Origin of the sequence: Jiella flava (assembly GCF_017349315.1) — a bacterium.
GTDB lineage: Bacteria > Pseudomonadota > Alphaproteobacteria > Rhizobiales > Rhizobiaceae > Jiella > Jiella flava.
Genome location: NZ_JAFMPP010000008.1, coordinates 177,119 through 200,967, shown reverse-complemented (window position 1 = coordinate 200,967; position 23,849 = coordinate 177,119). Strand labels below are relative to the sequence as shown.

The following is a 23,849-nucleotide window of genomic DNA, read 5'->3' as shown; positions in this document are numbered from 1 at the left end:
TGCGGGAGATATTCAACTCCCGGCAGATCGCCTTGATCGACTTTCCCTGGACCCGCGACAGCCGGCGTATCTTTGCAATCGTCTCCACAATCAACATCCAAAACACAAATGCCTCCGATCAAACCGGAGGCATCTTGATGACCCCACGTTAAGGGGTCCCGTTTGGACGAAAATTACCCCTCAAACAGGGGCCCTATTCCATGAAAAATCACACCGCGTGGGGCGAATTCCACGTGAAGACCAGGCGATCAGGGCGGTCGATCTCGCGATACTCGCCCCAGTGAGGAACCTCGCCCATGTCGTTGGTCATCACGATGTCGTAGCGGCCGCCGACACGCGGGTCGGTTTCGGCCTTCGCGACGCCTGTTCCGGCGCCCGTCAGCATAAACCGGGAGATCATCTTGGGATCGAGCCAAGCGTCGAACACTCTCTCGGGCGCGGCATCGACCTGCTGGGTCAGTTTCAAGACAAGATCAGTCGTCATTGTCATTCTCCTTCATGATTTTAGCGAGTATCTCAAGGCGCATTGCCCAGTTCGAACGGAGCCCCGACAACCATCGGTCGACGACCTGGAGCGGCTCCATCCGGGCCGAAATGACGTGCTCGCGCCATTCGGTACGCCGGCTGACGAGTCCGGCCGCCTCCAGGACTTTGATGTGCTTGGATACTGCGGCGAGACTCATATCGAAGCGACCAGCCAACTCGCCGACAGTCATCGCGCCCTCCTGCACAAGGAGAGTCATGATCCGCCTCCGGCTTGCATCGGAAAGCGCTTTGAGGACGTCACCAAGCTCGTTGTCGATTCGTTCAACCATGTGGTTTAATTAGACGGGAAAACGGGATCAGTCAACAATATCGTTAAATGACATCTCCGGCAGGCGACTGCCCAATCCACCGATGCGCCGCCGATGGGCACGGCGCTTGCCCAGCGTGCTAGTGAGGGTTTTTTGGACCGCCTCGCCGGTGGCGGCGCGGTCTTGAACGTCGGCTTCCGTCCAGACTGTTCGGCCGGCTCGGCGGCGGACAAATGCCGCCGCCGGGAAAAACCGTCAGCGCGCCGCAAATTTCGAGGGACGAGATTTCTCTCCGCCTTGGAATGGCCACGGCGGCGCATTCCTCTATGTCGAGGAGGCGGCTTCCTGCCGCCTATCGATTCGTCCATCAGCTTGAGAGTATGCGCGCCGAGACATGCTGGAGTCGCTCTATGTCCTGATTCTGGTCGGGACCATCCTCATCGTCATTGCCGCTTTCTCCAGCTTGCTGGCCTTCCGCTTCGGCGCCCCGCTGCTGCTGCTGTTTCTGTCGATCGGCCTCGTCGCCGGCGTCGACGGCATCGGTATCGATTTCGACAATGCCGATCTGGCCTATTTCGTCGGGACGATCGCGCTGGCCGTCATCCTGTTCGATTCCGGCTTCGGCACCCGCATTTCCACCTTCAAGCAAGCGGCGGCGCCGGCGTTGCTCCTGGCGACCGTCGGCGTGCTGATCACCGCCGTCCTCTTCGGCATTGCCGCCAGCTATCTCCTTCATGTCCCGTTGGTCGAAGGACTGCTGCTCGGTGCCATTATCGGCTCGACCGACGCAGCCGCGGTGTTTTTCCTCCTTCGCGTTGGCGGCATCACCGTGCGCGAACGGGTGCGTTCGCTGCTCGAAATCGAATCCGGCACCAACGATCCAATGGCGATCTTCCTGAGCGTCGCGCTGGTCGAGATGATCCGCGCCGGCGGCGGCATCGAAACCGTCGGGCTCAGCGTCATGCTCGGACTGGTCTCGCAGATGCTCATCGGTCTGCTCGGCGGCTTTCTCGGCGGCATGTTGATCAGCGCGGTGGTCCGCCGGCTGAAAATCGACCGCGGTCTCTTGCCGATCATCACGCTCAGTCTTGCCCTTTGCATCTTTTCCGCCGTCGGCACGCTCGGCGGCTCGGGCTTCCTCGCGGTCTATGTCGCCGGGCTCTATGCCGGCAATGCACGGCTGTCCAACACCGCATCGATCAAGCGCTTCCAGGATGGCCTGACCTGGCTCGCGCAGATCGTCATGTTCCTGATCCTTGGCCTCTTGGCGACGCCATCGCAATTCGCCGAGATCGCCTGGCAAGCCCTGGCGCTTGCCGCCTTCCTGATCTTCGTCGCGCGGCCGCTGGCGGTCTGGCTCTGCCTCATCCCCTTCGATTTTCAACGCCGCGAGATGGCCTTTGTCTCCTGGGTCGGCCTGCGCGGCGCGGTCTCGATCCTGCTCGCCATCGTGCCGCTGATCGGCGGGCTCGACGACTATCGCCTGTTCTTCAACTCGGCCTTCATCATCGTCCTCGCCTCGCTGCTCGTGCAAGGCTGGACGATCGCCAGCGTCGCTCGCCGCCTCGGCCTGGTCGTGCCGCCACGCACCGGCGCGATCGAAAAGTTCGAGCTCGAACTTCCCGGCACACCCGACCATGAGCTACTCTCCTATCGCGTCGTCAGCGGCAGTCCGGTGGCACGCGGGGAGCGGGTCCCACGCTGGGCACGGCCATCGCTGGTGATACGCGAAGGCCAGTCAATGCGCTACCAATATGCCGGCCGGCTGCGGGCCGGCGACTACGTCTTTCTGTTCATCTCGCCTCGCTATCCACCGCTGCTCGACCGCCTGTTCGCGCGCCCCGCCGAACTCGACCCGGACGACGCCGAGTTTTTTGGCGAATTCTCCGTTGACCCTGCCGCCAAAGCCGCCGAGCTTGCCAAGATCTATGGCTTCCGGCTGCAACCGGGCGAGGAAGAGCTGTCGATTTCCGATCTGATGATCGGCCGGCTCGGCGGCGAAGCGGAATATGGCGACCGCGTTTCGGCCGCGCCGATCGAGCTGATCGTCCGCCAGACCGGACTCGATGGGGCGGTGGTCGCGGCCGGCCTGTCGCTGGAGCCGGAAAGCGGCCGCGGCAGCGCGATTCCGCTGTTCTTCAGCCGCAAGGATCTAACCACCCTGATCAAGGAGATCTTTGCCCGGCCACGAAAGAAGCCCTGATGGCGCGCATCAGCACGGCGGATCTGGACGCACGGCGCCGGCAAAGCTACGAGACCAACGACCCGATGGGCATGCGTCGCAGGCGTTCGCGCCGGCGTATGGCGTGCCCGGCAACCCACGCCCGGCACGGTGTTTCGCCGGACGCCCAAGGAGAGACGACGTGACGCAATTCAAGACCCTCGACGATGTGGATGTGGCCGGCAAGCGCGTGCTCCTGCGCGTTGACCTCAACGTGCCGATGAGAGACCGCGTCGTCACCGACAGAACCCGCATCGATCGGGTCCTGCCGAGCATTCGCGAGATCGCCGACAACGGCGGTCGCGTCATTCTGCTTGCTCATTTCGGCCGTCCCAAGGGCCAGCCCAACCCGGACATGTCGCTGGCGCCCCTCGCCCCGGTGATCGCCGAGACGCTGGGGCGGCCGGTCGGCTTCTCGTCCGACTGCATCGGCCCGGATGCCGTAGCCAAGACCGCGGAAATGCGGGACGGCGACGTGATGTTGATGGAAAATACCCGGTTCCACACCGGCGAAGAAAAGAACGACCCGGCATTCGTCGCCGCGCTCGCCGAACTCGGCGACATCTTCGTCAACGATGCCTTCTCCGCCGCCCATCGGGCGCACGCCTCGACCGAAGGCTTGGCCCACCATATGCCGGCTTATGCCGGCCGCACCATGCAGGCCGAAATTGAGGCCATCGAAAAAGGGCTCGGTGATCCGCAGCGCCCGCTCGTCGCGGTCGTCGGCGGCGCCAAGGTCTCAACCAAGATCGACCTGTTGCAGAATCTGGTCTCGCGCGTCGACGCGCTGGTGATCGGCGGCGGCATGGCCAACACCTTCCTCGCCGCCAATGGCGTCGCCGTCGGCAAGTCGCTCTGCGAACACGATCTCGCCGATACGGCCCGCGCCATCCAGGAGGCCGCCAAGGTCGCCGGTTGCACCATCGTTCTACCGGTCGACGCCGTTGTGGCATGGGAGTTCAAGGCCGGGGCGCCGAATGAGACCGTCGCCGTTGATCGTGTTCCACAGGACGCGATGATCCTCGACGCCGGACCGAAGAGCGTCGAGGCGGTGAACGCCTGGCTCGACAAGGCCAAGACGCTGGTCTGGAACGGTCCGCTCGGCGCCTTCGAACTTTCCCCCTTCGACACCGCGACCGTCGCCGCAGCGACCCACGCCGCCGAACGAACCCGCGCTGGCAAGCTGGTCTCGGTGGCCGGCGGCGGCGACACTGTCGCGGCACTAAATCAGGCTGACGCCGCCAAGGACTTCAGCTATGTTTCGACGGCAGGCGGCGCATTTCTCGAATGGATGGAAGGCAAGGCGCTGCCGGGCGTCGAGATCCTCAAGACATGATGACACCGCAGACCCAGCTTTCAGGCCGCGCCCAACGCAGGCTCAGCGAGTTCACCGGGGAATTTGATCCCGGTGGACTGGCGGCGTCGTTCAAAACCGGCGTGATCTCCTGGCTGCTCATCCCGGTTTATATCTGGCAGGGCATCGCGACCCGCCGCCGGGTGGAGCGGATGCGTCCGCCAGCCGGCCGGACCAGCGGTTTTTTGGGGGCCGAGTCGATCCGCGAGGCCGCCATTCGCCTGCTGGTAATCGGTGACTCGTCGGCGGCCGGCGTCGGGGTCGATCGTATCGACGACTCCCTCGGCCCGAAACTCGCCGAGCGGATCAGCGCTCTCACCGGCCTGTCGGTCTTCTGGCGCGCCGCGGGCGCCAACTCCGCCGTCTCGGCCGAAATCCGTGACCACGTCGTGCCAAACCTGGCTCGCGAGGCCTTCACCCATATCGTGCTGATGATCGGCACCAACGACGCCAAGAATTTTCACGGCGGCTGGCGTTTCAAGAAGAGCTTCGGCAGCCTGATCTACGCCTTGAAAGCCAAATGGCCCGAGGCGCGGATCGTCTGGTCGCCGCCGGTCGATCTGAAACGGGTACCGGCCCTGCCACGCGGCCTCGCCTATGTTCTGGAACTGCGCGCGCGGATCGTTCGCAAGATCGGCGCGCGGCTCTGCGCCGAACGCGGCGCAATCGTCGCCACCACCCTGCCACGAGTCGAACCGGCGGGCTTTTCCCGCGATGGCTTCCACGCATCGGCCGAAGGCTACGCCTATTACGCCAACCATCTCGTCAACTACGTGCTCGCGCGCTGCTGAGAGCTAGCGGGTCTGGCGCCTCTCGCCGCTCTGGTTGAAAGGCCAATCGGGCAAAGAAGAAGCCGCCGGACGGGGCGTCCTTGGCGCTGAATCGCAAACCGCGCCGTGGTGAGCGGCCTTGCCGCTCCCATGCCCGCAGGGCGCAGCGCGACCCCCGTCAACGCAAAAGCAGCGCGCACCGCACCGGGCACACGCTGCTTGAAACTGTCGTCCGGCGACGAGATCGATCGCGCGACTCTCTTTTAGAGCGCCCTGCGTCCGATCCGACGCAGAAAGGTCGCCTCTCATTCTTTGAATTGACGAACGTGCTTTGCCGAAAAGCGATTCCGATTTTCGGGCCGATGCTGTGGCCCGCGCGGATGGCTCAGCGACCGCGGCGACGCTTGTGGCCGAGGCCCATCTGCTTGGCCAGACGCGAACGCGCGGCGGCATAGTTCGGCGCAACCATCGGATAGTCGGGCGCGAGATCCCACTTCTCGCGATACTCTTCGGGCGTCAGGTTGTAATGCGTCATCAGGTGACGCTTCAGCGACTTGAATTTCTTGCCGTCTTCCAGGCAAACGATGTAGTCGTCGGTCACCGACTTCTTGACCGGAACTGCCGGCTTCGGCTTTTCGGCCTGCGGTGCTGCCGGAGCTGAAGTGGTCCGTCCCAGCGCGCCGTAAACATCGGCGATCAGCGCCGGAAGCTCGGAAACGGGCAGAGAATTATTGCTGACATAAGCAGCAACGACCTCGGCCGTCAGCTCCATGAGCATTTCGTTGTTGTCGATTGCCTCGATCTGATCCAATTTATCACCCGTTCATTGCTATCCTGGCAGCGCCGCAGAAGAACTCTCTCGGAAAATCGCACCTGCGCACCGCCGGCGACGAGATCGAGAAACCAGTAAAACCGGCACTACGCTACGTCCTCTTGTATTTATCGCGCATTACTTGCTGTCAATAGCACGTTGTTCGTTTTTTAGATTTTTCCCCCAGCAAGGCTGGTTTTCGTGCGCTTCGGCCAAGAAAACTTTGAGGTGAGCATAGCACTCGGACGCCACCGAAAGGCTGTGTAACGAGGGACTTCATCGGCAGCAGTACAACTTTCAGGTGGTTTCGTTTGGAAACCGACTGATTTCATTTGCCCGCCGAGCAGCTGAAGAAATCGGTCTTTCCGAGCTTTGACCTCGATTTTTTAAAGAGTTTGTCTGACATTACAGATCTGAATTGCGAAGCCTCAACCTATAAATGCAGATGAGTGCTTGCGCGGGTCGCTCGACGATATCCGTCATCGCGACACTCACGCCGGCGAACATTTCATCCAACTCAAGGCTCACGAAACAGTGTAGGCCAACGTAATCTGATCCCATGCAATGAATCATTACGAAAATTATCTGACGGAAAGAATCAGTCGACTATGCAACCATCTAATCCCGATACGTCAGATTCGAAGTATCTCCGTAATCGATGCCAACTTCAACAACATCCCGACGATATCAACAGTCGGAGCCCGGGAAGAACGCGTCAACGCCGACATTTATCATCTGGCGGAACGCACCAATCTGATCGCTGGGCCCCTTGCGGCCAACAATCCGGCCGAGGCCTGCCGCTTCGACACGCAAAAAGCAGATCCATGCCGAGCAAGATCCAGTGGGCCCTCCAGCATCGGCCCGAAAATCGGACTTGATTTTCGGCAAAGCACGATGCGTCGATTCAAAGGGTCAGAGCGACCTTTCTACGTCCGATAGGACGCAGGGCCCTCTAATTCCTAAACGCGCCGCGCGACGTCTCCGACAGCGTGAAGCCTCGCGCGAGCATTGCCTCGGACAACGCGCTGTGCTGCCCGGGCACGCCCTCGGCCGCACCACCCTCCTCCGCGATGAAGGAGGCATATTCGATGCGGGCGTGGATGGCCTTCTGGCCCTGCGCGGTCGAGATCACGCGGCCACCTTTGCCGGAGACCGCCGGGCGCTGGACGCGAGCCCGAGAAGCGATGTCGAGACCGGTGAGCGGCCGTGGTGCGGGCACGGCTTTTTCCTTAAAAGATGCCGCCACCAGCCCCGGATGCGGCGTCGGTGCCTTCGCCGCGCCCCCCTGAGCGGGACGACTCGTCGGCACAATCGCCGCGACCGTCGTTCGATCTTCGGCGGCAAGACTGTTCAGCGCGGCAACCGCCGGCTTGGCCGGATCGCTCTTGCCCTTCGACTTCAGCAACGCGTCGAAGTTCGGCCGATCGGTCGGCATCGGAACCGCATAGGCGAGTTGGCTCGCTGCGACCTTGGCCTGCGGAAGCTCGGCTTCCGCTGCGGCGATCAGCGAACCGACCTCGCTCTGCCCGATCGCGTCCTCCGGCCGCGCGGCGCGCGCAGGCTTGACCGTCGGAACGGGAACACGCGCGATATCCACCGCCGACGCCTCGGCGACGGACGCGGCCGAGCGCGCACCGGCATCGAACTGATCGGGGATCGGCACGGAAACGCCGTTCGGCAGATCGCGACTTGGGCGACGCCGCGGCACCACGGCCGCGACGTCAACCGGTGCCGGCGGCTGCGGCGCAGCCTGCACCGGGGCACGGCTCGGCGTCGCGACATCGGCTTCGTCCTCGGCCGCCTCACTCCCCGAGCCACCGCCAAACAGCATGGAGATCAACGACTTGCCGCCGCCAGAGGACGGGCGGGCGTTGGCCACCTGAACCTGCGAACCGCTGCGGCGCGCCTTATAGGACGCCAGCGCCTGGCTATAGCCCGGCAAAGGCTTACCGTCCGAGGGCACATGAACAGTATTTCCGTTGGGGAAGACAGCGAGCAGCTCGCGGCGGTTCATGCGCGGCCAGTGCCGGACATTGCCGACGTCGAAATGCACGAAGGGCGAACCGGAGCGCGGATAGAATCCGACACCGCCAACCTGCATCTTCAGGCCGATCTCACGCATCTTTTTCAGCGGAACATCGGGAATGTAAAAGTCGAGCGCGCGGCCGAGCGTATGCTGGCTCTCCTTCGCAACGCCGGAGGAGCGCGAGCGCAGCATCGCATTGGTCGCCGGCGAGCGGTAACCGCAGATCACATGAATGAACGCCCGCGATCCGGACTGGCGATAGGCCTCCCAGATCAGATCCAACAGGCGCGGATCCATATTGGTCGCCTTGGCCTTGCGCCAATCGCGCAGGAACCAGTTGATCTTCTGCAACTCGGACGAGTCGTAGCGACCGTTGACCTTATAGTCGAAGCTGGCCTTCTCGTGGGTGTGGAGATTGTAAAGGCGCAAGGTCCGGGTTTCGGCCGAAGCCTTCGTCGCGATCGCCCCGGCCAACATCGCGGCTGCGGCCAAGACGGCGAGACGCAAGGCTTGCCGCCCCGCGCCGACAGTTCGTCCGAACATGCGGCATCCCCCTGAAGATTTCATCCATCCGCGCCGACGTATCCCCCGCGACGCATGCCGACAAAACGGCATCACCCTTGTCGATAACGCTCGCTCAGGACTGAGGCACGAAAATGACAACGTGGAAGTTTTTCTTCCTCAAACTGCCGAAAAATTCTTAATGCGGCATTAACGCTACAAAAGGGTTAAACACCGCCAGGCGCTGATTCGTCCAAGGATTTCGGCTGGTTAGTCCGACACTTTCGATCTTTCGGCGGACCGGAAACGACCTAGCGTGATCATATCGCAGGACTTGGAAACGCCGGCCTCGGCCCGGTTCTCGACCGATCAGGCGGGAAAATCGATGCGCTCGCGAAGATAAGCTTCCATGCCATCCAAGGATCGGATGCCCGCGCCGCTCGGGAAGGCCTCGAAAACATGCGCCCCGGCGTTGGTCAGGTGCAGCTCGACCGCATTGCCGGCGGACAACCAGCGGCTGGCCATAAACAGCGTGTCGTCGATGAGCAGGTCGGCCGTCCCGCAGCTGAAGCGGGCCGGCGGCAGTCCTTGGAGATCAGCGTAGAGCGGCGAAACGTGTGGGTCCTTCAGACCATAGTCATCGGGCACGAAGCGCAGCACGAATTCCTTGACGTCGTCGGTGTTGAGCACCAGGCGCTCTTCACCCGCCGCCCGCACGCTCGGCGTCAAAGACAGGTCGTAGCAACCGGCAACCAACAAAGCCGCCCCGAATGGCCGAAGCTGATAGTCGTCGCGCAGACGAAGAAGCGTGAGAACCGCGAGATGAGCCCCAGCGGATTCGCCCCCGATCGCGAGAAAGCCGCGCGGAACCGGCAGATGGCCCTTGGCGAGCGCCGCCGCGACATCGGTGCAGTCGTCGGGCGCCGCCGGAAACGGATGCTCGGGCGCCAGCCGGTACTCGACCGAGACGACCGTCAACCCGGTATTGTCGGCAAGCCGGCGTAGCCAAGGATCAGATTCCTCCGAACCGCCAAACACCCAACCGCCGCCGTGAATATGCAGGAAGGTGCCGCGCGTCGCGCCATTTGAAGGGCGGATAATCCGCATCGCAATCTCGCGGCCGGCCGAGCCGATATGGATGTGGGTCTCGGCCTTCTTATCGCGCGGCGCGAAGGGGAAAATGCCCTTACCGGCCTTGCGGGCATGCCGCACGGCTTCGATTGGAAGGCTCCAGGTGTCGGGCCGCTGCCGATGCTTGTCGCGAAGCCAATCGTTGAGTTTAACGAGTTCTGGGTCCGCGGCGTCCGGATCGAATGCTGCCGGGTCGATCTCGAGTCGCGCCTTTGCCATGCTCGCCGTCCTGCCGATTGGTGATCTGTCGACGAGTGAAGCTAGGCCGAAAGACGCGTCAGAGTAGGGTTTGCGCGCCGCGGATCGTGCTGAGGGCGCAAATGATTGATCGCTCTGCGCCCGATAAAGCCGGCTCTGAGCGACATCATTCCAAAATCATGTGGGGGACGAAACGGGAGAGATTGCGGGTGATCGGTGAGCGGTCTTCGCGCATGCCGAGGCCGCAGGCCTGGTCACCGACGATCCAGGAGCCGAGCACCGCATAAGCTCCGCCGGCCTCGAACAGCGGCGTCCATTGCTGCACCACGAAGCCCTCTTCGCCATAGGATCCTTCGGTCACCTCGACTCGCGCACCATCCTTCAGCACCTCGACATTTTCCCCCTCGCGGGAAAACAGCGGCTTGCGCACGGCGTCGCGCAACGTCGTCGCCCGCTCGTCCCCGGCAAAATATGCCGGCAAAAGATTGGGATGGCCGGCGTGGCGATCCCACAGCAGCGGCAAGATGCCCTTGTTGGACAAGATCGTCTTCCACGGTGGCTCGACGATCATCGCTCCGGCGCTCGACAGATGCTTGGCGAAGGGCTCACGCAGCATGTCTTCCCACGGGTAGAGCTTGAACAACTGGTCGATGACCCGATCTTCGGTGTCGGTGAAGCGGCCTTGCTCATCGACGCCGATCTCGCGGATGTCGAGGAGCATGGTGCGATGGCCGGCCTGAACGGCACAGTCCATCAGATAGGCGGCAGTGCCACGATCCTCGTCACTCTCGGTCCAAGCCGCGAAGTGGAAGATCGGATCCTTCGAAAAGGCTGCAAAGGCCTCGACCAGACGCTCCTGGATCGAATTATACTGATCGGCATCCTCCGGCAGGGTGCCGCGATCAAGATTGTCGGTCAGCCAGTTGTACTGGAAATAGGCCGATTCGAAGATCGAGGTCGGTGTGTCGGCGTTGTATTCAAGAAGCTTCGCCGGGCCGCTGCCGTCATAGGCAAGATCGAACCGGCCATAGAGATGCTTGTCGCCATCCCGCCAAGACTTGGCGACAAGGTCGCGCATCTCCTGCGGCACCGACAGGGCGTCCATCGACGCCTCATCGCGCACGACATCCGCGACGAGGTCCATGCACATGTCATGGAGTTCCTGCGACGGCGCTTCGATCGCCTCTTCGATCTCGGCGAGCGAAAAAACGTAAGCCGCGTCGTCGACCCAATAGGGCTCGCCATACATTTCGTGGAATCCGAAGCCGACCGCCTCCGCCGACTGGCGCCAGTTTTCACGCTCCGGCAGGTCGATGCGTTTCATCAAACCCACCCCACGAAGGCACAACGCCGGGGCACGCTATCGTCAGCACGCTCAGCCACCGAAGAAGCCGCGCGACGAAGACCGCCCGCCAAAGCCCGAACGCGACACCGTCCGGGTGTTGACATTGACCGGCCGGCTGATCGCCTTGCCGCCGCTGACCGTGCTCGTCACCGTCTGACCGGTGCGCGTGCGATAGATCGGCGTATTCACATAGTCCGAGCTGTAGCGATAGTTGCGATAGGCGGCGTAGTTCGACAGGTTCGCCAGCGCCGAAGAGACGAGATAGCCGGTCATGAACGGCACGAAGAAATCGCCCGCACCACCGCCATTGGCGGCCTGGCCCTGAGCATTGGTCTCGAAGCAGCGCCCTTGCCCGTACTGCTCTTCGCAGGTGGCCATGGCGTTGAACTTCGGCGCGGTCTGGAGATGCTTCTGCAGCGCCTGCTGATATTCGGCTTCGCAGATCTGCATATCGATGCCGCTGTCAGCGCATTGCTGCGGCGTCGAAAACGCCTCTTCCGTCGGCCGGTTTTCGCCGCTGCAGCCATGGGCGACGGCTGCGACGACGGCGATCGTCCCAAGCGCCAGCATGGGCGGCACACGATTGGTGAAACGTCGGCTCATCGGGGCTCTCCTCAATAGGTCATGCAGGCCGCGTTGAGGATGCCGACGGCGAGCGCGATGCCGCCGCCCCACAGCCCCGCGGCAATTTCCCCATCGGTGATGCGCTGATGCAGCCCGGTCATCGTCTTCGACGCGATCACGAAAGCCAGAAGCTGGGCGAGCAGGCCGATGATCGACCACAAGATGAAGTCGAAGACGCTGACCGAATTGGCCGCCGCCGAGGCGAGCGGCAGGGAGAAACCGAGGATCGCGCCGAGAAAGGCGATGACCGCGGCGGTGTTGCCGGCTCGGATGAGCTGGATTTCCTTTTGCGGGGTCAAGGTGGTGTAGATCCAGGCAAACAGGCCATAGAGCACCAGCCCGAGCACAAAATAGGCGAGAAAGGCCGGCAGGCCCGCAACGTAACCGAACATTCGCTTCCCTCTCGTTGAGCGGGGCTCGCCCCCCGCACGATCCTTTTCAGTCCGAGATGCCCGCCGCTCAGCCCGGCGCGCATCCAACGAATTCGGCCTTAGACCCGTCGCACATCCGCCGGCGACAGGCCATAGCCGAGCATGAATTCGACTGAGCCGCCCTCGCGGCTGGCGCGCTCGGCGATGTCCCGCTCGATGTTGATCAGCAGCATCTCCTGGGTGGCGCCAAGTGGACGGGCATAGAGCATGCAGGTCTGGTGGATCGCCCGCTTGCGGTGACCGTCGTCGACATCCTCGACGAATTCGACGAGTTCGGCCCGGCCGGTGCCCTCGCCCCAGTAGCGCTCGAATAAAATGCCGTCGGCGTCGTAGCTTGGCTGGCCGATGAGGCCGGAGGGGCCGGACCAGCGATCCCATTCCGCCCGGCCCGCCGGCACCACGCTATCCCAGGAGGAATACAGGCTGATGTCCTGGATCGCATCACCCGGCCGGCCGGTGGCCGACAGCGTCTGGAGCAGGCGGTCGTCCTCGTCATAATAGCGCGACAGCACCGTCTCGCCGTCGAGCCGCGCTTCGCCGAAGGCGACCACGATGAAGCTGCCCCCCTCAGGCAGCGCCATGCCGGGGGTCGCCCCCGCCGCATCGGCATGTAGCGACAGGATGTCGATCTCGACCGCGCCGCCGATCGCGACTCCCAGCGGGCCGCGCTCGGCCGGCAGGTCTTCCGGCTTGTCCTTGTTACCGAACAGCGAGAAGATCATGCGCTCTCCTTTGCGAAAACGTCCCAGCCAATGCTCGCGGAATCCAAACGGCGGTCAGCGATGTAATAAAGCACATCACCGGACTGAATCGTGGTGGCGTCCTCGCAGTTGAGATCGACATTTCCGTGACGGGCCATGCCGACCAGGGTCACCGCGTGCAGCCGGCGCAGCGTATAAAGCGCAGCTCGATAGGTAAAAGACGGCGCGCTGTTCGGCACTCTCACCGAAAAGGCGGTGTCCTGCTTGCCGGCCGACAACAGCAGATTGGCGACCACCGAGGAACCGGGATCGCGGGCCGCCCGTACCATCAGCTCGGACGACAGCGACGTCACCGTCTCGATCGCCGGGCTTTGGCGACGCAGGATCGCGGCTGTGGTCTCGTAATCGAAATGGGCGACGACATGGGTGCCCGTGCCCAGGGCCGAGGCAACCAACGCGGCCGCCAGAGTTTCGTCGTCGGAAGCGCCGCGCACGATGATCGCCCGGGCGTTCGCCGCCCCGGCCCGCTCGAGACCATCGGGATCGGCGAGGCGTTCCACCCGGACATAGTCGATCTTGTCCGGCATCGGGTTTTGTTCGAGATCCTTGGCGATCAGCACTATCGGCGGCTCGCCCTCGCCCCGCTCGTCAGCGAGGAGCGCCAGCAGGCGCTGAGTGGTGCCATCGTGCCAGCCCATGACGATGTCATGATCGCTGCGCTCAACGAAATTGCCGAGCCCGTACATCCGGCGTCTCCATATGTTGCTGACGGCCGACAAGAGCTTGCCGAGCACCGCGGTAAAGATCGCGATCGCGCCCGGCAGGACGAAGAACACGGCGATCAGCCGGCCGGCGGAGGTCGCCGGCGACAGGTCGCCATAGCCCACCGTCGTTGCCGTCACGACGTAATAATAGACGAAATCGACGAGGTCGCGGGTGAGATCGCTCTCCCCGACCACGTTTAAAACGAGCCAGCTCGCCACGAGATGGCCAAGCGCCATGGCCAGGATGGCACCCCAGCTCAATTCGGCGAGAGCGACGTAGAAGCGGCGGAGATAACGCGAAAACAGCGGCACGACGTCCTTGAAGTCCAGTGATCTCGAGCGTGATGCGTTGCATTGTCGTTCCGGCCTGACCGCCTGCCCGCTTCAGCGGTGAATCCCTTTGGACAGACCTGGAGTGGTGATGTAAAACCCCGGCACGAACCTTGGCAACCGAAGGATATCCCGTGGAACAGTGGAATCTTGCGAGCCTGACCGAGCTTTTCGCCTCCGATCCGGACGCACTGGGCGACGTCGATGTCAGCGTCGTTGAGACCGGCGACGTCATTCGTGTCACCCTGAAGGAAAAGGGTGATCTCGACGTCTTAATCACCGCCAGCGGTGATCAGGTGCTTGCCAGCGTGATCCTCACGCCGGCAAGCGATATTCCGAACCGCGAGGCATTCGAGCGGATGGTGCTGTCGACGCACAAACTGGTGCCGCTCTCGACCTTCGGCATCGTCACTCTCGACGGCCAGGAGTGGTACGAATTGTTCGGCTCGCTGTCCTCGCGCTCCAGCGCCGAGGCGATGGTCGAAGAGGTGGCGGTGCTCGCCACCAACGCGGTGGACGCGGCCAATATGATTGAGGCGTGGAAGAACGGGGAGTTCGGCGCATGAGCGTTTGGGGCAAGCTTTTCACCGCCGTGCGCGGCGGCGTCAACGAGGCGGCCGAAAACGTCGCCGATACGCAGGCGCTACGCATCCTCGATCAGGAAATCCGCGACGCGGAGACCGCGCTGCGCAAGGCGCGCTCGGATCTCGCCGGGATCATGGCGTCGAACAAGTCGCTGCAGCGCCGGGTCGACGAGGCCCGTGCGAAAGAGCGCAAGGACACCGAGAGCGCCCGCGCCGCGCTGCAGGCGGGCCGCGAGGATCTCGCCCGCGGCCTTGCCGACCGGATTGCCAAAACGAGGGCCGAGGCCACTCGCGACGAAGCCGAGCTTCAGACCCTCTCGGCCCGCCAGCAGCAGATGATCAAGGCGGTACAGGACACCGAGCAGCGCATTCAGCAGATGCGCCGCGAGGTCGAGAACGTGAAGGCCAACGAGTCGTTGATCAAGGCCCAATCGGCGATCGCCTCGTCGCAGTCCGGCATCAACTCCAAGCTCGGCAATGCGATGGATTCGCTGGAGCGGATCCGCAAGAAGCAAGACATGCAGCGCGGCCGACTCGAAGCCGGCGCCGAACTCGCGGCGCTGGAATCGGGCTCCGACCTTGACCGGCAGCTCCTGGAAGCCGGCATCGGCGGCCAGTCGCAATCGGCCGATGACGTGCTGGCGCAGATCATGGGCACGAATTCGACGCCCGCCCTGCCCGGCCAGAAGGATCCGCTGGGCCTCGAGCGGCCGAAGGACTCCTGATCCCTCCCGGGCCATCGATCGGCGGCCCGTTCTTCTTCACGCTTTCGACGTTGTTTCACCATGCGTCGCCCCGGCCACCCGGCCGGGGCGGACTTTTTCTGGTTGCTTGTCTTGCCCCGCCTCACCGACTTCATGAACGGCATCCTGTTTACGCTTGCCGCCGGCACCTGCTTCGCCATGCAGGATTCCATCGGCAAATATCTGACGGGCCTTGTGCCTGTCATCCAAGTGCTGTGGGGACGCTACCTGTTCCAGACCTTGGTGACGGGCACCGTTCTCACCCTGACCCGCGGGCCGGGCTTTCTGAAAACCACTCATCCGGTGCTGCAGCTGACGCGCGGCCTTTGCCTGCTGTCTGCGACAACGCTGATGTATACCGCGCTCGCCCATGTTCCGCTTGCCGACGCCACCGCGGTCATGTTCGTCGCGCCGATCCTCGTCACGGTGTTTTCGGTGCTCTTTCTGAAGGAGCGGATCGGCATCCACCGGATTGCCGCGGTGATCGCCGGATTCGTCGGGATGCTGGTGATCCTTCGGCCGGGCGTCGCGTCGATCGAGCCGGCGCTGTTCCTCGTGGTGATCGCTGCGATCTTCAACGCCACCTATTACATGCTGACGCGGCGCCTCGCCGGCCGCGAGGATTCGGCCTCGACCATGTTCAACACCAGCGCGCCGGGCGCCGTGGTACTCAGCCTAGTCGTCATCCCACTCTGGCAAGCGCCGAGTCCGACGGCGCTGGCGCTGATGATCGCGATCGGCTGCACCGGCGCATTCGCCCATTTCATGCTGGTGCGCGGCTTTTCCTATGCCTCGGCTTCGCTGCTCTCACCGTTCCTCTATGTCCAGGTGCTCGTCGCCAGCATTCTGACGGTGGTGGTCTTCGGCGATCCGCTGCACAAGACGACGGCGATCGGCGCTCTCATCCTCGTCGCCAGCGGCCTCTATATCTGGTGGCGCGAAAATCGGACGCGGGCAAAAGCGCTCGCCCGCTGATTGCCTGCCGCCAGCGGCCGCGCTACCCCTGAGCGACAACGCCGGGCGGACCCGAAACGGATCAGACCCCTTGCAATGAGCCGAGCCGCCATGACCACGCACGCCTTTCAAGCTTTCACGACCCCGAGTCTGCCGATCCGCGGGCGCGCCGAGACCTTTCCCGTGCGCCGGATCTATTGCGTCGGCCGCAACTATGCCGATCACGCCGTCGAAATGGGCCATGATCCAGACAAGGAGCCGCCCTTTTTCTTCCAGAAAAACCCGGACAATCTCGTCACCACCGGCACGTTTCCCTATCCGCCGGCGACGAACGACGTGCATCACGAAATCGAGCTGGTCGTCGCGCTCGCAAAGGGCGGCACAGACATTCCCGCCGCGAGCGCGCTCAACGCCGTCTTCGGCTATGCCATCGGCCTCGACATGACGCGCCGCGATCTCCAGGGCGAGGCCAAGAAGCTCGGCCGCCCCTGGGCGACCGGCAAGGCGTTCGAACACTCCGCTCCAATCTCCGACATCGTGCCGGTGGCCACGATCGGGCATCCGGCAGCGGGAGCAATCAGCCTCAGCATCAATGGCGAGACGCGCCAGAGCGGCGATCTTGCGCAGATGATCTGGAAGACCGCCGAGGTGATCGCCCATCTCTCCGGCCTGTTCGAACTCGCGCCCGGCGATCTGATCATGACCGGCACACCGGCGGGCGTCGGCCCGGTCGCGCGCGGAGACCGGCTGGTCGGAGCGATCGAGGGCCTCGGCACGCTGGCGGTGACGGTCGTCTGAGGACGGGCACGACGGCGGCACCGCGGCGGGACAGGCGCCGCCGCCGACCCGATTGCAAATCAACCGCCCGCCGATTGCGTCGAACCGGCGAGCAATTTCATGCCGCGTCCAAAGGTCCGCGGCGTCAGATCCGCAGGCGATCGCCGGCCGAGCGCGCGAAGGCTTCCGAGACATGGGCAAAGGAGCGGCGGGCCTCCTCACTCTCGTCGCTGTCGTCCGGTTCCAGCATGAACACCAGGAACGAGCGGCCGGTCGCCATGTAGGCGGTCTCGAATTCGAAGGGCGACAGCTCCTCGCGATCCGGCAGATTGGTGTCGATCACACAGCGCCAGCGCACGCCGCCCGGCGCCTTCGGCAGGACGAAATTCACCACGTCGTCATGGGCATTCATGACGATCAGCATGGTCGCATCGCCGCCCGCCCGGCGAATGCCGGTCTCCTGCGCCCGGCCGTCAAGCAACTTGCCGAAGCAGCGTGCATCAACGTCCGCCCAGTCGCTCTCCTCGAACTCCTGGCCGTCGGGCCGAATCCAGGCGACGTCCTTGACGCCCAGCTCCTCGTCGAAGGTTCCATGCAAAAAATTGCCCCGGCGCAGCATGGCGAGCGACTGGCGCAGAATGATCAGCTTCTGGACGAAGCGGGCGAGATCGCGGCTTTCGGGCGTGATATTCCAATCGACCCAACCAATCTCGTTGTCCTGCGCATAGGCGTTGTTGTTGCCGCCTTGCGTGCGGGCGAACTCGTCGCCGGCGAGAATCATCGGCGTGCCACGGGAAAACAGCAGCGTGCCGAAGAAATTGCGCATCTGGCGGAAACGCGTTGCGACGATCTCCGGCTCGTCGGTCAGCCCCTCGGCGCCGTAGTTGTGAGAGAGGTTGTGATCATGGCCGTCGCGATTGTTTTCGCCATTGGCCTCATTGTGCTTGTCATTGTAGCTGACGAGGTCGTGCAGGGTAAAGCCGTCATGGGCGGTGATGAAGTTGACGGACGCCCAGGGTTTGCGGCCGCGCTTGTCAAACAGCGGCGCCGAGGCCGAAATCTTGTCGGCGACGGCGGGAATCTTGCCCGGATCACCGCGCCAATAGGAGCGGATTGTGTCGCGATAGCCATCGTTCCACTCGCCCCAGCCCGGCGGGAAGCGGCCGACCTGATAGCCGCCCGGCCCACAGTCCCACGGCTCGGCGATCAACTTCACCTGGCTGAGCAGCGGATCCTGCATGGTCGCATGCAAAAAGCTCGATTCCTCGGAAAAGCCGCTCGGCTCGCGGGCCAGGATCGTCGCGAGATCGAAACGGAAGCCGTCGACCCGCATCTCGCCCGCCCAATAGCGCAACGAATCCGTAACGAGCTGCATCACCCGCGGATGCGAGGTGTTGACGGTGTTTCCGGTGCCGGTGTCATTGATGTAGTAGCGCGCCTGATCGGGCATCAGGCGATAATAGGTGGCGTTGTCGATGCCCTTGAAGGACAGCGTCGGTCCGAGCTCGTTGCCCTCGGCGGTGTGGTTGTAGACGACATCAAGGATGACCTCGAGTCGGGCATGGTGGAAGGCCGACACCAACTCCTTGAACTCGGCGATCGAATTCGAGGCGAGATAGCGCGGGTCCGGCGCGAAGAAGCCGATCGAGTTGTAACCCCAGTAATTGCGCAGGCCCTTGTCGATCAGGTAGCTGTCGTCGACGAAGGCATGGATCGGCAACAGCTCGACCGAGGTAACACCGAGGCTGCGGACGTAATCGATGACCTCGCTGGTCATCAGACCGGCGAATTTGCCGCGATCGCGCTCGGCCACCGCCGGATGGCGCATGGTGAAACCCTTCACATGGGTCTCGTAGAAGATCGTGCGCTCCCAGGACACCTGCGGCCGCCGCTCGTCGCCCCAAGTGAAGGCGGGATCGACCACCCGGCATTTCGGCACGAAGGCGGCGCTGTCGCGCTCGTCGAAGGACCGGTCGGCGTCGCCGTGGCCGATCGTGTAGCCGAACAGCGCATGATCCCAGGTGACCTCGCCGATCAGTTGCTTGGCATAAGGGTCGATCAACAGCTTGTTCGGATTGAACCGGTGGCCGGCATCGGGCTCGTAGGGGCCGTAGACGCGATAGCCGTAGATCTGGCCCGGCCGCACGTCACGCAGGTAGCCGTGAAAGATCTCGTCGGTGTATTCAGGCAGCTCGATGCGCTCGATCTCGGTCTCACCGTCCGCGTCGAACAGGCAGAGTTCGACTTTGGTCGCATGGGCCGAAAAGATCGCGAAATTGACGCCGATGCCGTCCCAGGTCGCCCCGAGAGGAAAGGGCCGTCCCTCGCGAATGCGCGTGCGGCGCGCCGCCGGAGCACGGTGAGTCTCGGTGTTGTTCGGGGTGATGTGGACCGTCACGACGGCTTCTCCAAAAGCGAGAATAGAGGACGCTGCTTAAGACGATCCTGACCCGATTGTTCCGGCATCCAATGGAAATTTCGCTCATAGCCGGCCATCGAGAGGCCGGATCACCGCGCCGGCCCCGCCCCCGTCAGGGCGCGGCGCCGGCCCGGCTTCGGGCGTCAGATCGTCAGAATGCTCGCGGCCGTGGTCTTGCGGCTTTCGAGGTCGCGGTGGGCCTTTTCGGCCTCGGACAGCTTGTAGCGCTGGCCGATGGTAATCTTCACCGCGCCCGACGCCATAACGTCGAAGAGAGCCTTTGCCGAGGCTTCGAGTTCGGCGCGATTGGTCAAGTAGCCGAAGAGGCTCGGCCTTGTGGCGTAGAGTGATCCCTTCTGGTTCAGGATGCCGAGGTCGATCGGCTCCAGCTTGCCCGACGACTGGCCGAAGCTCGCCCACAACCCGCGAGCGCGCAGACAGTCGAGACTGCCCGGAAAGGTGTCCTTGCCGACCGAATCGTAGACGACGTCGCATTTGCGCCCGCCGGTGATCCGCTCGACCTCCTTCACGAAGTCCTGTTCGCGATAATTGATGACGTGATCGTAGCCGTTCTTGAGCGCGAGATCGCACTTTTCCTTCGACCCGGCGGTGCCGATCACCGTCGCACCGAGATGCTTGGCCCATTGTCCGGCGATGAGGCCGACGCCGCCCGCCGCCGCATGGAACAGCAGCACCGTGTCGGAATCGACCGGATAGGTCCGGCGCAGGAGATATTCCGCCGTCATGCCCTTCAGCATCGCCGCCGCGGCCGTTTCAAGCTCGATCGTTTCGGGAACGAGCACCGCCTTGTCGGCGGCCATGACAATCCGCTCGGCATAGGTGCCGGAGACGCCGTTATAGGCAACTCGGTCGCCCGTCTTGAACAGCGTCACGCCCTCACCGACTTCGGCGACGATCCCTGCGCCCTCCTTGCCGAGGACGAAGGGCAGCTTGTCTGACGGGTAGAGGCCGGTGCGGAAATAGACGTCGATGAAATTGATGCCGGCCGCCTTCTGCTCGACCAGGATCTCACCCTTGCCCGGCTTGCCGGGATCGTAATCCTCGAAGGACAAAACCTCCGGTCCACCGGTCTTCTTGACGATGATCGCCTTGCTCATGGCGCAATCTCCCTTCTTGCGTCCAACACCCGGCGCGCGAATGTCCTCTCAGCGAGCCGACGAGGGTTGGACCCGTCTCGACGACAAACACAGATAAGCGCCCCGCGGCCGGATCAAGTCTTGCGGACGCCCTTCAGCGTGTCGATGAGCTGCAGCAGCCCGCCGATGCACAAGAGATAGAGCCCGGCGGCAACGAGGCCCCAGCGCACCAAGGGCGAGACAGCGAAACCCTGAAGAAGAACCACCGCGCCGAGCACCGACCAGAGCGCGACGACGCCGAGCGTCAGCGGCCTCAGCACCCGCACGCGGACGGGATGAACGAACTTCACCGGCAGGAAGGTTCCGGCCGCGCACAGCGCCACCAGCGCGAAGGCCGCCCATTCCGGCGGCTGGACCGCGAACAGCGTGAAGACGACGAAATTCCAGGCGACCGGAAACCCGCGGAAGAAGTTGTCCTTGGTCTTCATCCGCGTGTCGGCGTAGTAGATCGCGCTGGAAATCACGATCAGCGCGGCGGCGACGAAGGACATCGGCCGGCCGATCATGCCGGAAAGATAAAGCGCTACGGCTGGGATCAGCGAATATGTCGCGTAGTCGATGATCGAATCGAGCAGATCGCCCGACCAGTTCGGCAGAACGCCTTTGACATTGGCCTTGCGGGCCATCGGCCCGTCGATCCCGTCGACGAACAGCGCCAGCCCCAGCCAGGCGAAGGTCGCGACCCAGCGCTGCTCGGCGGCGGCGATCAGTGACAGAAAGGCCATGAACGCGCCGCTGGCCGTCAACAGGTGGATCGCGAAGGCGCGCCACCGGTCGGCGCGACCGAACTCTTGCGTCATGTCGGACATTGCCGGATCGTCGCCCCCTGGCCGCGTTTTGCTTTGTCGATCGGCGAACATCCCGCCCCGCCATTTGTTTTGGCCATTGTCATTGGCTGTAACCGGCGTATCTGCGAAATCCAAGACGGTCGGTGGCTGGATCCGCAAGACATTCGACCGGTTATACCAATTCTGGGATCAATGCGATGGAACGCAGACAGATCATCGTCGTTGGCGGCGGGCTCGCCGGAACGGCCACCGCGCTCGGCCTCGCCCAGGCAGGATTCGACACACTGCTGGCGGCGCCGCAACCGCCGGCTGACAAACGCAGCTCCGCGATCCTCGGCAAGTCGCTGGCCTTTCTTGCCGATCTCGGTGTGGTCGAAGCGCTCGGCGCCCGTCATGCGCCGCTCGCCGTCATGCGAATCATCGACGATCTCGGCCGACTGTTTCGCGCCCCGACGGTGGAGTTTCGGGCGAGCGAAATCGGCCTCAACGCCTTCGGCATCAACGCCCTCAATGCCGATCTCGCGGCCGCCCTCGCCGAACGGACGGCGGCGGCCAAGACTCTGGAAATCCGTGAGCTGGCCGCGACCGGCCTGACGCTGACCGACGAGCACGCGGTGGTCACGCTCGAAGACGGCAGCGAGATCGGCGCCGATCTCATCATAGCCGCCGACGGTCGCCGCTCGCCGATGCGGGAGGCCGCCGGAATCCGGTCCCACCAATGGCGCTATCCGCAGACCGCAATCGTCCTCAATTTCAAGCACGCGGTCGACCACGGCCATGTCTCGACGGAATTTCATACCCGCTCCGGGCCCTTCACCCAGGTGCCCCTGCCAGGGCGGCGCTCGTCGCTGGTCTGGGTCGAAGATCCCAAGCTCGCCGAGCTTTATGTGGATCTGAAGCCTGAAAAGCTGTCGAAGACGGTCGCCGAAAAGCTGCATTGGATTTTGGGCGAGGTCAGCATCGAGGAACCGGTCGGCTGTTATCCTCTCGGCGGCAGCCGCGTCGATCGTCTGACGAGCACGCGTCTCGCTCTCGTCGGCGAGGCGGCGCATGCCTTCCCGCCGATCGGCGCACAGGGACTCAATCTTGGCCTGCGCGACGCCGAGGCGCTGGTGCGACTGGCCGCGGAAAGCCGCGACGATCCGGGCTCGCCGCTGATGCTTGGCCGCTATCAGGCGGCGCGGCGCGGAGATGTCCTCACCCGCACGGCCGGCGTCGATATCCTGAATCGCTCATTGCTGATGGATTTCCTGCCGACCCAGATCGCCCGCAGCGGAGCGCTGGCGGCCATGGGGCTGATTTCGCCGCTGCGGCAATTTGCCATGCGCGAGGGCCTCGTCCCCGGCGCCGGCCTCACCGGCCTGCCCCGCTCAGTGAGGAAATGGATGGGCGGGCATGACGCCCGTGGTGATCATGTAGAGGAGTAGCGTGACGGTGGCGACCAAGACGGCGGTCGTCACCATCACCGTCGCCGAAGCCCGCTCGATCCAGACCCCGTATTGCTGCGCGATGACGAAGACATTGGTCGCCGTCGGCAGGCTGGCGAGCAGCATCGCGCTTTGGACCCATACGGCGTCGAAACTGCCGGCGAGCCCGAGCGCCAGCCAGACGACGAGCGGATGCAGCACCAGCTTGATCGGCACGATCGCGAAGAGTTCCGGCGGAACCCGCTTCAATGGCCGCAGAGCCAGCGTCACCCCCATGGCGAACAAGGCGCAGGGCGCCGCGGCATTGGCGAGGAGCGACAGAAACCGATCGAGCGCGCCGGTCGGATGAAGGCCGAGGACCGCCGCACCGACGCCGACGATCGTTGCGATGATGAAGGGGTGGGTGAAGATCCGCGTCAGCACCTGCCGCACCATGGCGAGCGGCGGCTGGCGATCGCCGCCGAGTGCCATCATCAGCGGCGCCATCACGAAATGCAGCGTGTTGTCGAAGCAAAAGATCAGCGCGACCGGGACGCCGGCTTCAGGCCCCAGCGCCGCCAGGGCGAGGCCCGGCCCCATGTAGCCGATATTGCCCTAGGCGCCGCCAAACCCTTGGATCGTGGCGGCCGGAATGTCGCCGCGGCTGCGCAGATAAGCGACGGCAAATCCGAAGACAAAGATCAAAAAAGTCGAAAGGGTTGTCGCGGCGACAAAACTGAAACTGGCGAGCTTTTCGACGGGTGTTTTGGAAAGCAGCTGGAAAAAGAGCACGGGAAGAGTGATGTAGATGATGAAGACGTTCAACCAGGCCAGACCGTCGAGCGAATGGCGGCGCAGCCGTCCTGCGACGAAGCCGAGGGCGATCAGGCCGAAGAACGGCGAAATCAGTCCGATGATTTGGATCACCGGATAGACCCTGCATTAAGTGCTCTCATGCTAAAGCAGGCCTTCAGGGGCAAGCGCGTCGGCGCGTCTGCCCTATAAGACAGCTGATGCAAT

Annotated in this window: 21 protein-coding genes and 1 pseudogene; 8 read left to right on the top strand and 14 right to left on the bottom strand. The window is 63.5% G+C overall.

Annotation, left to right across the window (positions count from 1 at the left end; genetic code table 11):
- Nucleotides 1-208: 208 nt before the first annotated feature.
- Together J1C48_RS11365 and J1C48_RS11360 are read right to left on the bottom strand one after the other, a co-directional pair.
- Nucleotides 209-484, bottom strand: coding sequence for an SRPBCC family protein (locus tag J1C48_RS11365; RefSeq protein ID WP_207257953.1), 276 nt, complete (start codon nt 482-484; stop codon nt 209-211).
- Nucleotides 474-743 carry an ArsR/SmtB family transcription factor gene (locus J1C48_RS11360; RefSeq protein ID WP_231081712.1) on the bottom strand — a complete coding sequence of 90 codons (270 nt, stop codon included), beginning with the start codon at nt 741-743 and terminating at the stop codon, nt 474-476. Before J1C48_RS11360 ends, J1C48_RS11365 begins: the two co-directional genes overlap by 11 nt.
- Before the next feature lie 448 nt (nt 744-1,191).
- Between J1C48_RS11360 and J1C48_RS11355 the strand changes: the two genes are divergently transcribed.
- The 3 genes from J1C48_RS11355 to J1C48_RS11345 all read left to right on the top strand — a co-directional run bounded on the left by J1C48_RS11355 (nt 1,192) and on the right by J1C48_RS11345 (nt 5,160).
- Entirely contained in the window at nt 1,192-2,997 is a 1,806-nt protein-coding gene (locus J1C48_RS11355; protein ID WP_207257974.1) for a potassium/proton antiporter, read from the top strand.
- A gap of 160 nt (nt 2,998-3,157) precedes the next feature.
- Nucleotides 3,158-4,351 carry a phosphoglycerate kinase gene (locus tag J1C48_RS11350; protein ID WP_207257951.1) on the top strand — a complete coding sequence of 398 codons (1,194 nt, stop codon included), beginning with the start codon at nt 3,158-3,160 and terminating at the stop codon, nt 4,349-4,351.
- On the top strand, nt 4,348-5,160 hold the full coding sequence (locus tag J1C48_RS11345) for an SGNH/GDSL hydrolase family protein (RefSeq protein WP_231081711.1): 813 nt from the start codon (nt 4,348-4,350) through the stop codon (nt 5,158-5,160). Before J1C48_RS11350 ends, J1C48_RS11345 begins: the two co-directional genes overlap by 4 nt.
- Nucleotides 5,161-5,524: 364 nt before the next feature.
- Here the strand turns inward: J1C48_RS11345 and J1C48_RS11340 are convergent, their stop codons facing one another.
- From J1C48_RS11340 to J1C48_RS11305, 8 genes are all read right to left on the bottom strand, one after another.
- Nucleotides 5,525-5,917, bottom strand: coding sequence for a Ros/MucR family transcriptional regulator (locus J1C48_RS11340; protein ID WP_207257972.1), 393 nt, complete (start codon nt 5,915-5,917; stop codon nt 5,525-5,527).
- Nucleotides 5,918-6,902: 985 nt separating this feature from the next.
- Entirely contained in the window at nt 6,903-8,519 is a 1,617-nt protein-coding gene (mepK, locus tag J1C48_RS11335; protein WP_231081710.1) for a peptidoglycan L,D-endopeptidase MepK, read from the bottom strand.
- Nucleotides 8,520-8,846: 327 nt separating this feature from the next.
- The gene (locus J1C48_RS11330; RefSeq protein WP_207257949.1) at nt 8,847-9,827 is read right to left on the bottom strand and encodes an alpha/beta hydrolase; all 981 of its coding nucleotides are present in this window, start codon (nt 9,825-9,827) and stop codon (nt 8,847-8,849) included.
- Between the two features lie 145 nt (nt 9,828-9,972).
- Nucleotides 9,973-11,130, bottom strand: a complete 1,158-nt coding sequence (locus J1C48_RS11325; protein WP_207257948.1) for a glutathionylspermidine synthase family protein — start codon at nt 11,128-11,130, stop codon at nt 9,973-9,975.
- 51 nt (nt 11,131-11,181) lie between these two features.
- The gene (locus tag J1C48_RS11320) at nt 11,182-11,754 is read right to left on the bottom strand and encodes a DUF1190 domain-containing protein (protein WP_207257947.1); all 573 of its coding nucleotides are present in this window, start codon (nt 11,752-11,754) and stop codon (nt 11,182-11,184) included.
- 11 nt (nt 11,755-11,765) lie between these two features.
- A complete protein-coding gene (locus tag J1C48_RS11315; protein ID WP_207257946.1) occupies nt 11,766-12,167 on the bottom strand; it encodes a DUF350 domain-containing protein in 402 nt (133 codons plus the stop codon).
- 98 nt (nt 12,168-12,265) lie between these two features.
- Complete coding sequence (locus J1C48_RS11310) at nt 12,266-12,925, bottom strand: DUF2491 family protein (protein ID WP_425523498.1); 660 nt, start codon at nt 12,923-12,925, stop codon at nt 12,266-12,268.
- On the bottom strand, nt 12,925-13,983 hold the full coding sequence (locus J1C48_RS11305; RefSeq protein WP_231081709.1) for an ion channel: 1,059 nt from the start codon (nt 13,981-13,983) through the stop codon (nt 12,925-12,927). Before J1C48_RS11305 ends, J1C48_RS11310 begins: the two co-directional genes overlap by 1 nt.
- A gap of 152 nt (nt 13,984-14,135) precedes the next feature.
- Here J1C48_RS11305 and J1C48_RS11300 point away from each other — a divergent pair, with 152 nt between their 5' ends.
- From J1C48_RS11300 to J1C48_RS11285, 4 genes are all read left to right on the top strand, one after another.
- On the top strand, nt 14,136-14,567 hold the full coding sequence (locus J1C48_RS11300; RefSeq protein WP_207257944.1) for a DUF2170 family protein: 432 nt from the start codon (nt 14,136-14,138) through the stop codon (nt 14,565-14,567).
- A complete protein-coding gene (locus tag J1C48_RS11295) occupies nt 14,564-15,310 on the top strand; it encodes a PspA/IM30 family protein (RefSeq protein ID WP_207257943.1) in 747 nt (248 codons plus the stop codon). Before J1C48_RS11300 ends, J1C48_RS11295 begins: the two co-directional genes overlap by 4 nt.
- A 102-nt stretch (nt 15,311-15,412) precedes the next feature.
- A complete protein-coding gene (locus J1C48_RS11290; protein WP_231081708.1) occupies nt 15,413-16,303 on the top strand; it encodes a DMT family transporter in 891 nt (296 codons plus the stop codon).
- 90 nt (nt 16,304-16,393) lie between these two features.
- Nucleotides 16,394-17,080 (top strand): fumarylacetoacetate hydrolase family protein, encoded by a 687-nt coding sequence (locus J1C48_RS11285; protein ID WP_207257942.1) that lies wholly within the window; start codon nt 16,394-16,396, stop codon nt 17,078-17,080.
- Nucleotides 17,081-17,204: 124 nt separating this feature from the next.
- Here J1C48_RS11285 and glgX read toward each other — a convergent pair whose 3' ends face one another.
- From glgX to pcsA, 3 genes are all read right to left on the bottom strand, one after another.
- Nucleotides 17,205-19,457 (bottom strand): glycogen debranching protein GlgX, encoded by a 2,253-nt coding sequence (gene glgX, locus J1C48_RS11280; protein ID WP_207257941.1) that lies wholly within the window; start codon nt 19,455-19,457, stop codon nt 17,205-17,207.
- Nucleotides 19,458-19,621: 164 nt separating this feature from the next.
- Nucleotides 19,622-20,596: a quinone oxidoreductase family protein gene (locus tag J1C48_RS11275; RefSeq protein WP_207257940.1), complete on the bottom strand. Its 975-nt coding sequence runs from the start codon at nt 20,594-20,596 to the stop codon at nt 19,622-19,624.
- A gap of 113 nt (nt 20,597-20,709) precedes the next feature.
- A complete protein-coding gene (gene pcsA / locus J1C48_RS11270) occupies nt 20,710-21,444 on the bottom strand; it encodes a phosphatidylcholine synthase (protein WP_207257939.1) in 735 nt (244 codons plus the stop codon).
- A gap of 176 nt (nt 21,445-21,620) precedes the next feature.
- Between pcsA and J1C48_RS11265 the strand changes: the two genes are divergently transcribed.
- Nucleotides 21,621-22,850 (top strand): UbiH/UbiF family hydroxylase, encoded by a 1,230-nt coding sequence (locus tag J1C48_RS11265; protein WP_207257938.1) that lies wholly within the window; start codon nt 21,621-21,623, stop codon nt 22,848-22,850.
- Here the strand turns inward: J1C48_RS11265 and J1C48_RS11260 are convergent.
- Nucleotides 22,794-23,756 (bottom strand): annotated as a pseudogene (locus tag J1C48_RS11260) (AEC family transporter). The gene J1C48_RS11265 and the pseudogene J1C48_RS11260 sit on opposite strands and share 57 nt — an antisense overlap.
- Nucleotides 23,757-23,849 lie beyond the last annotated feature (93 nt).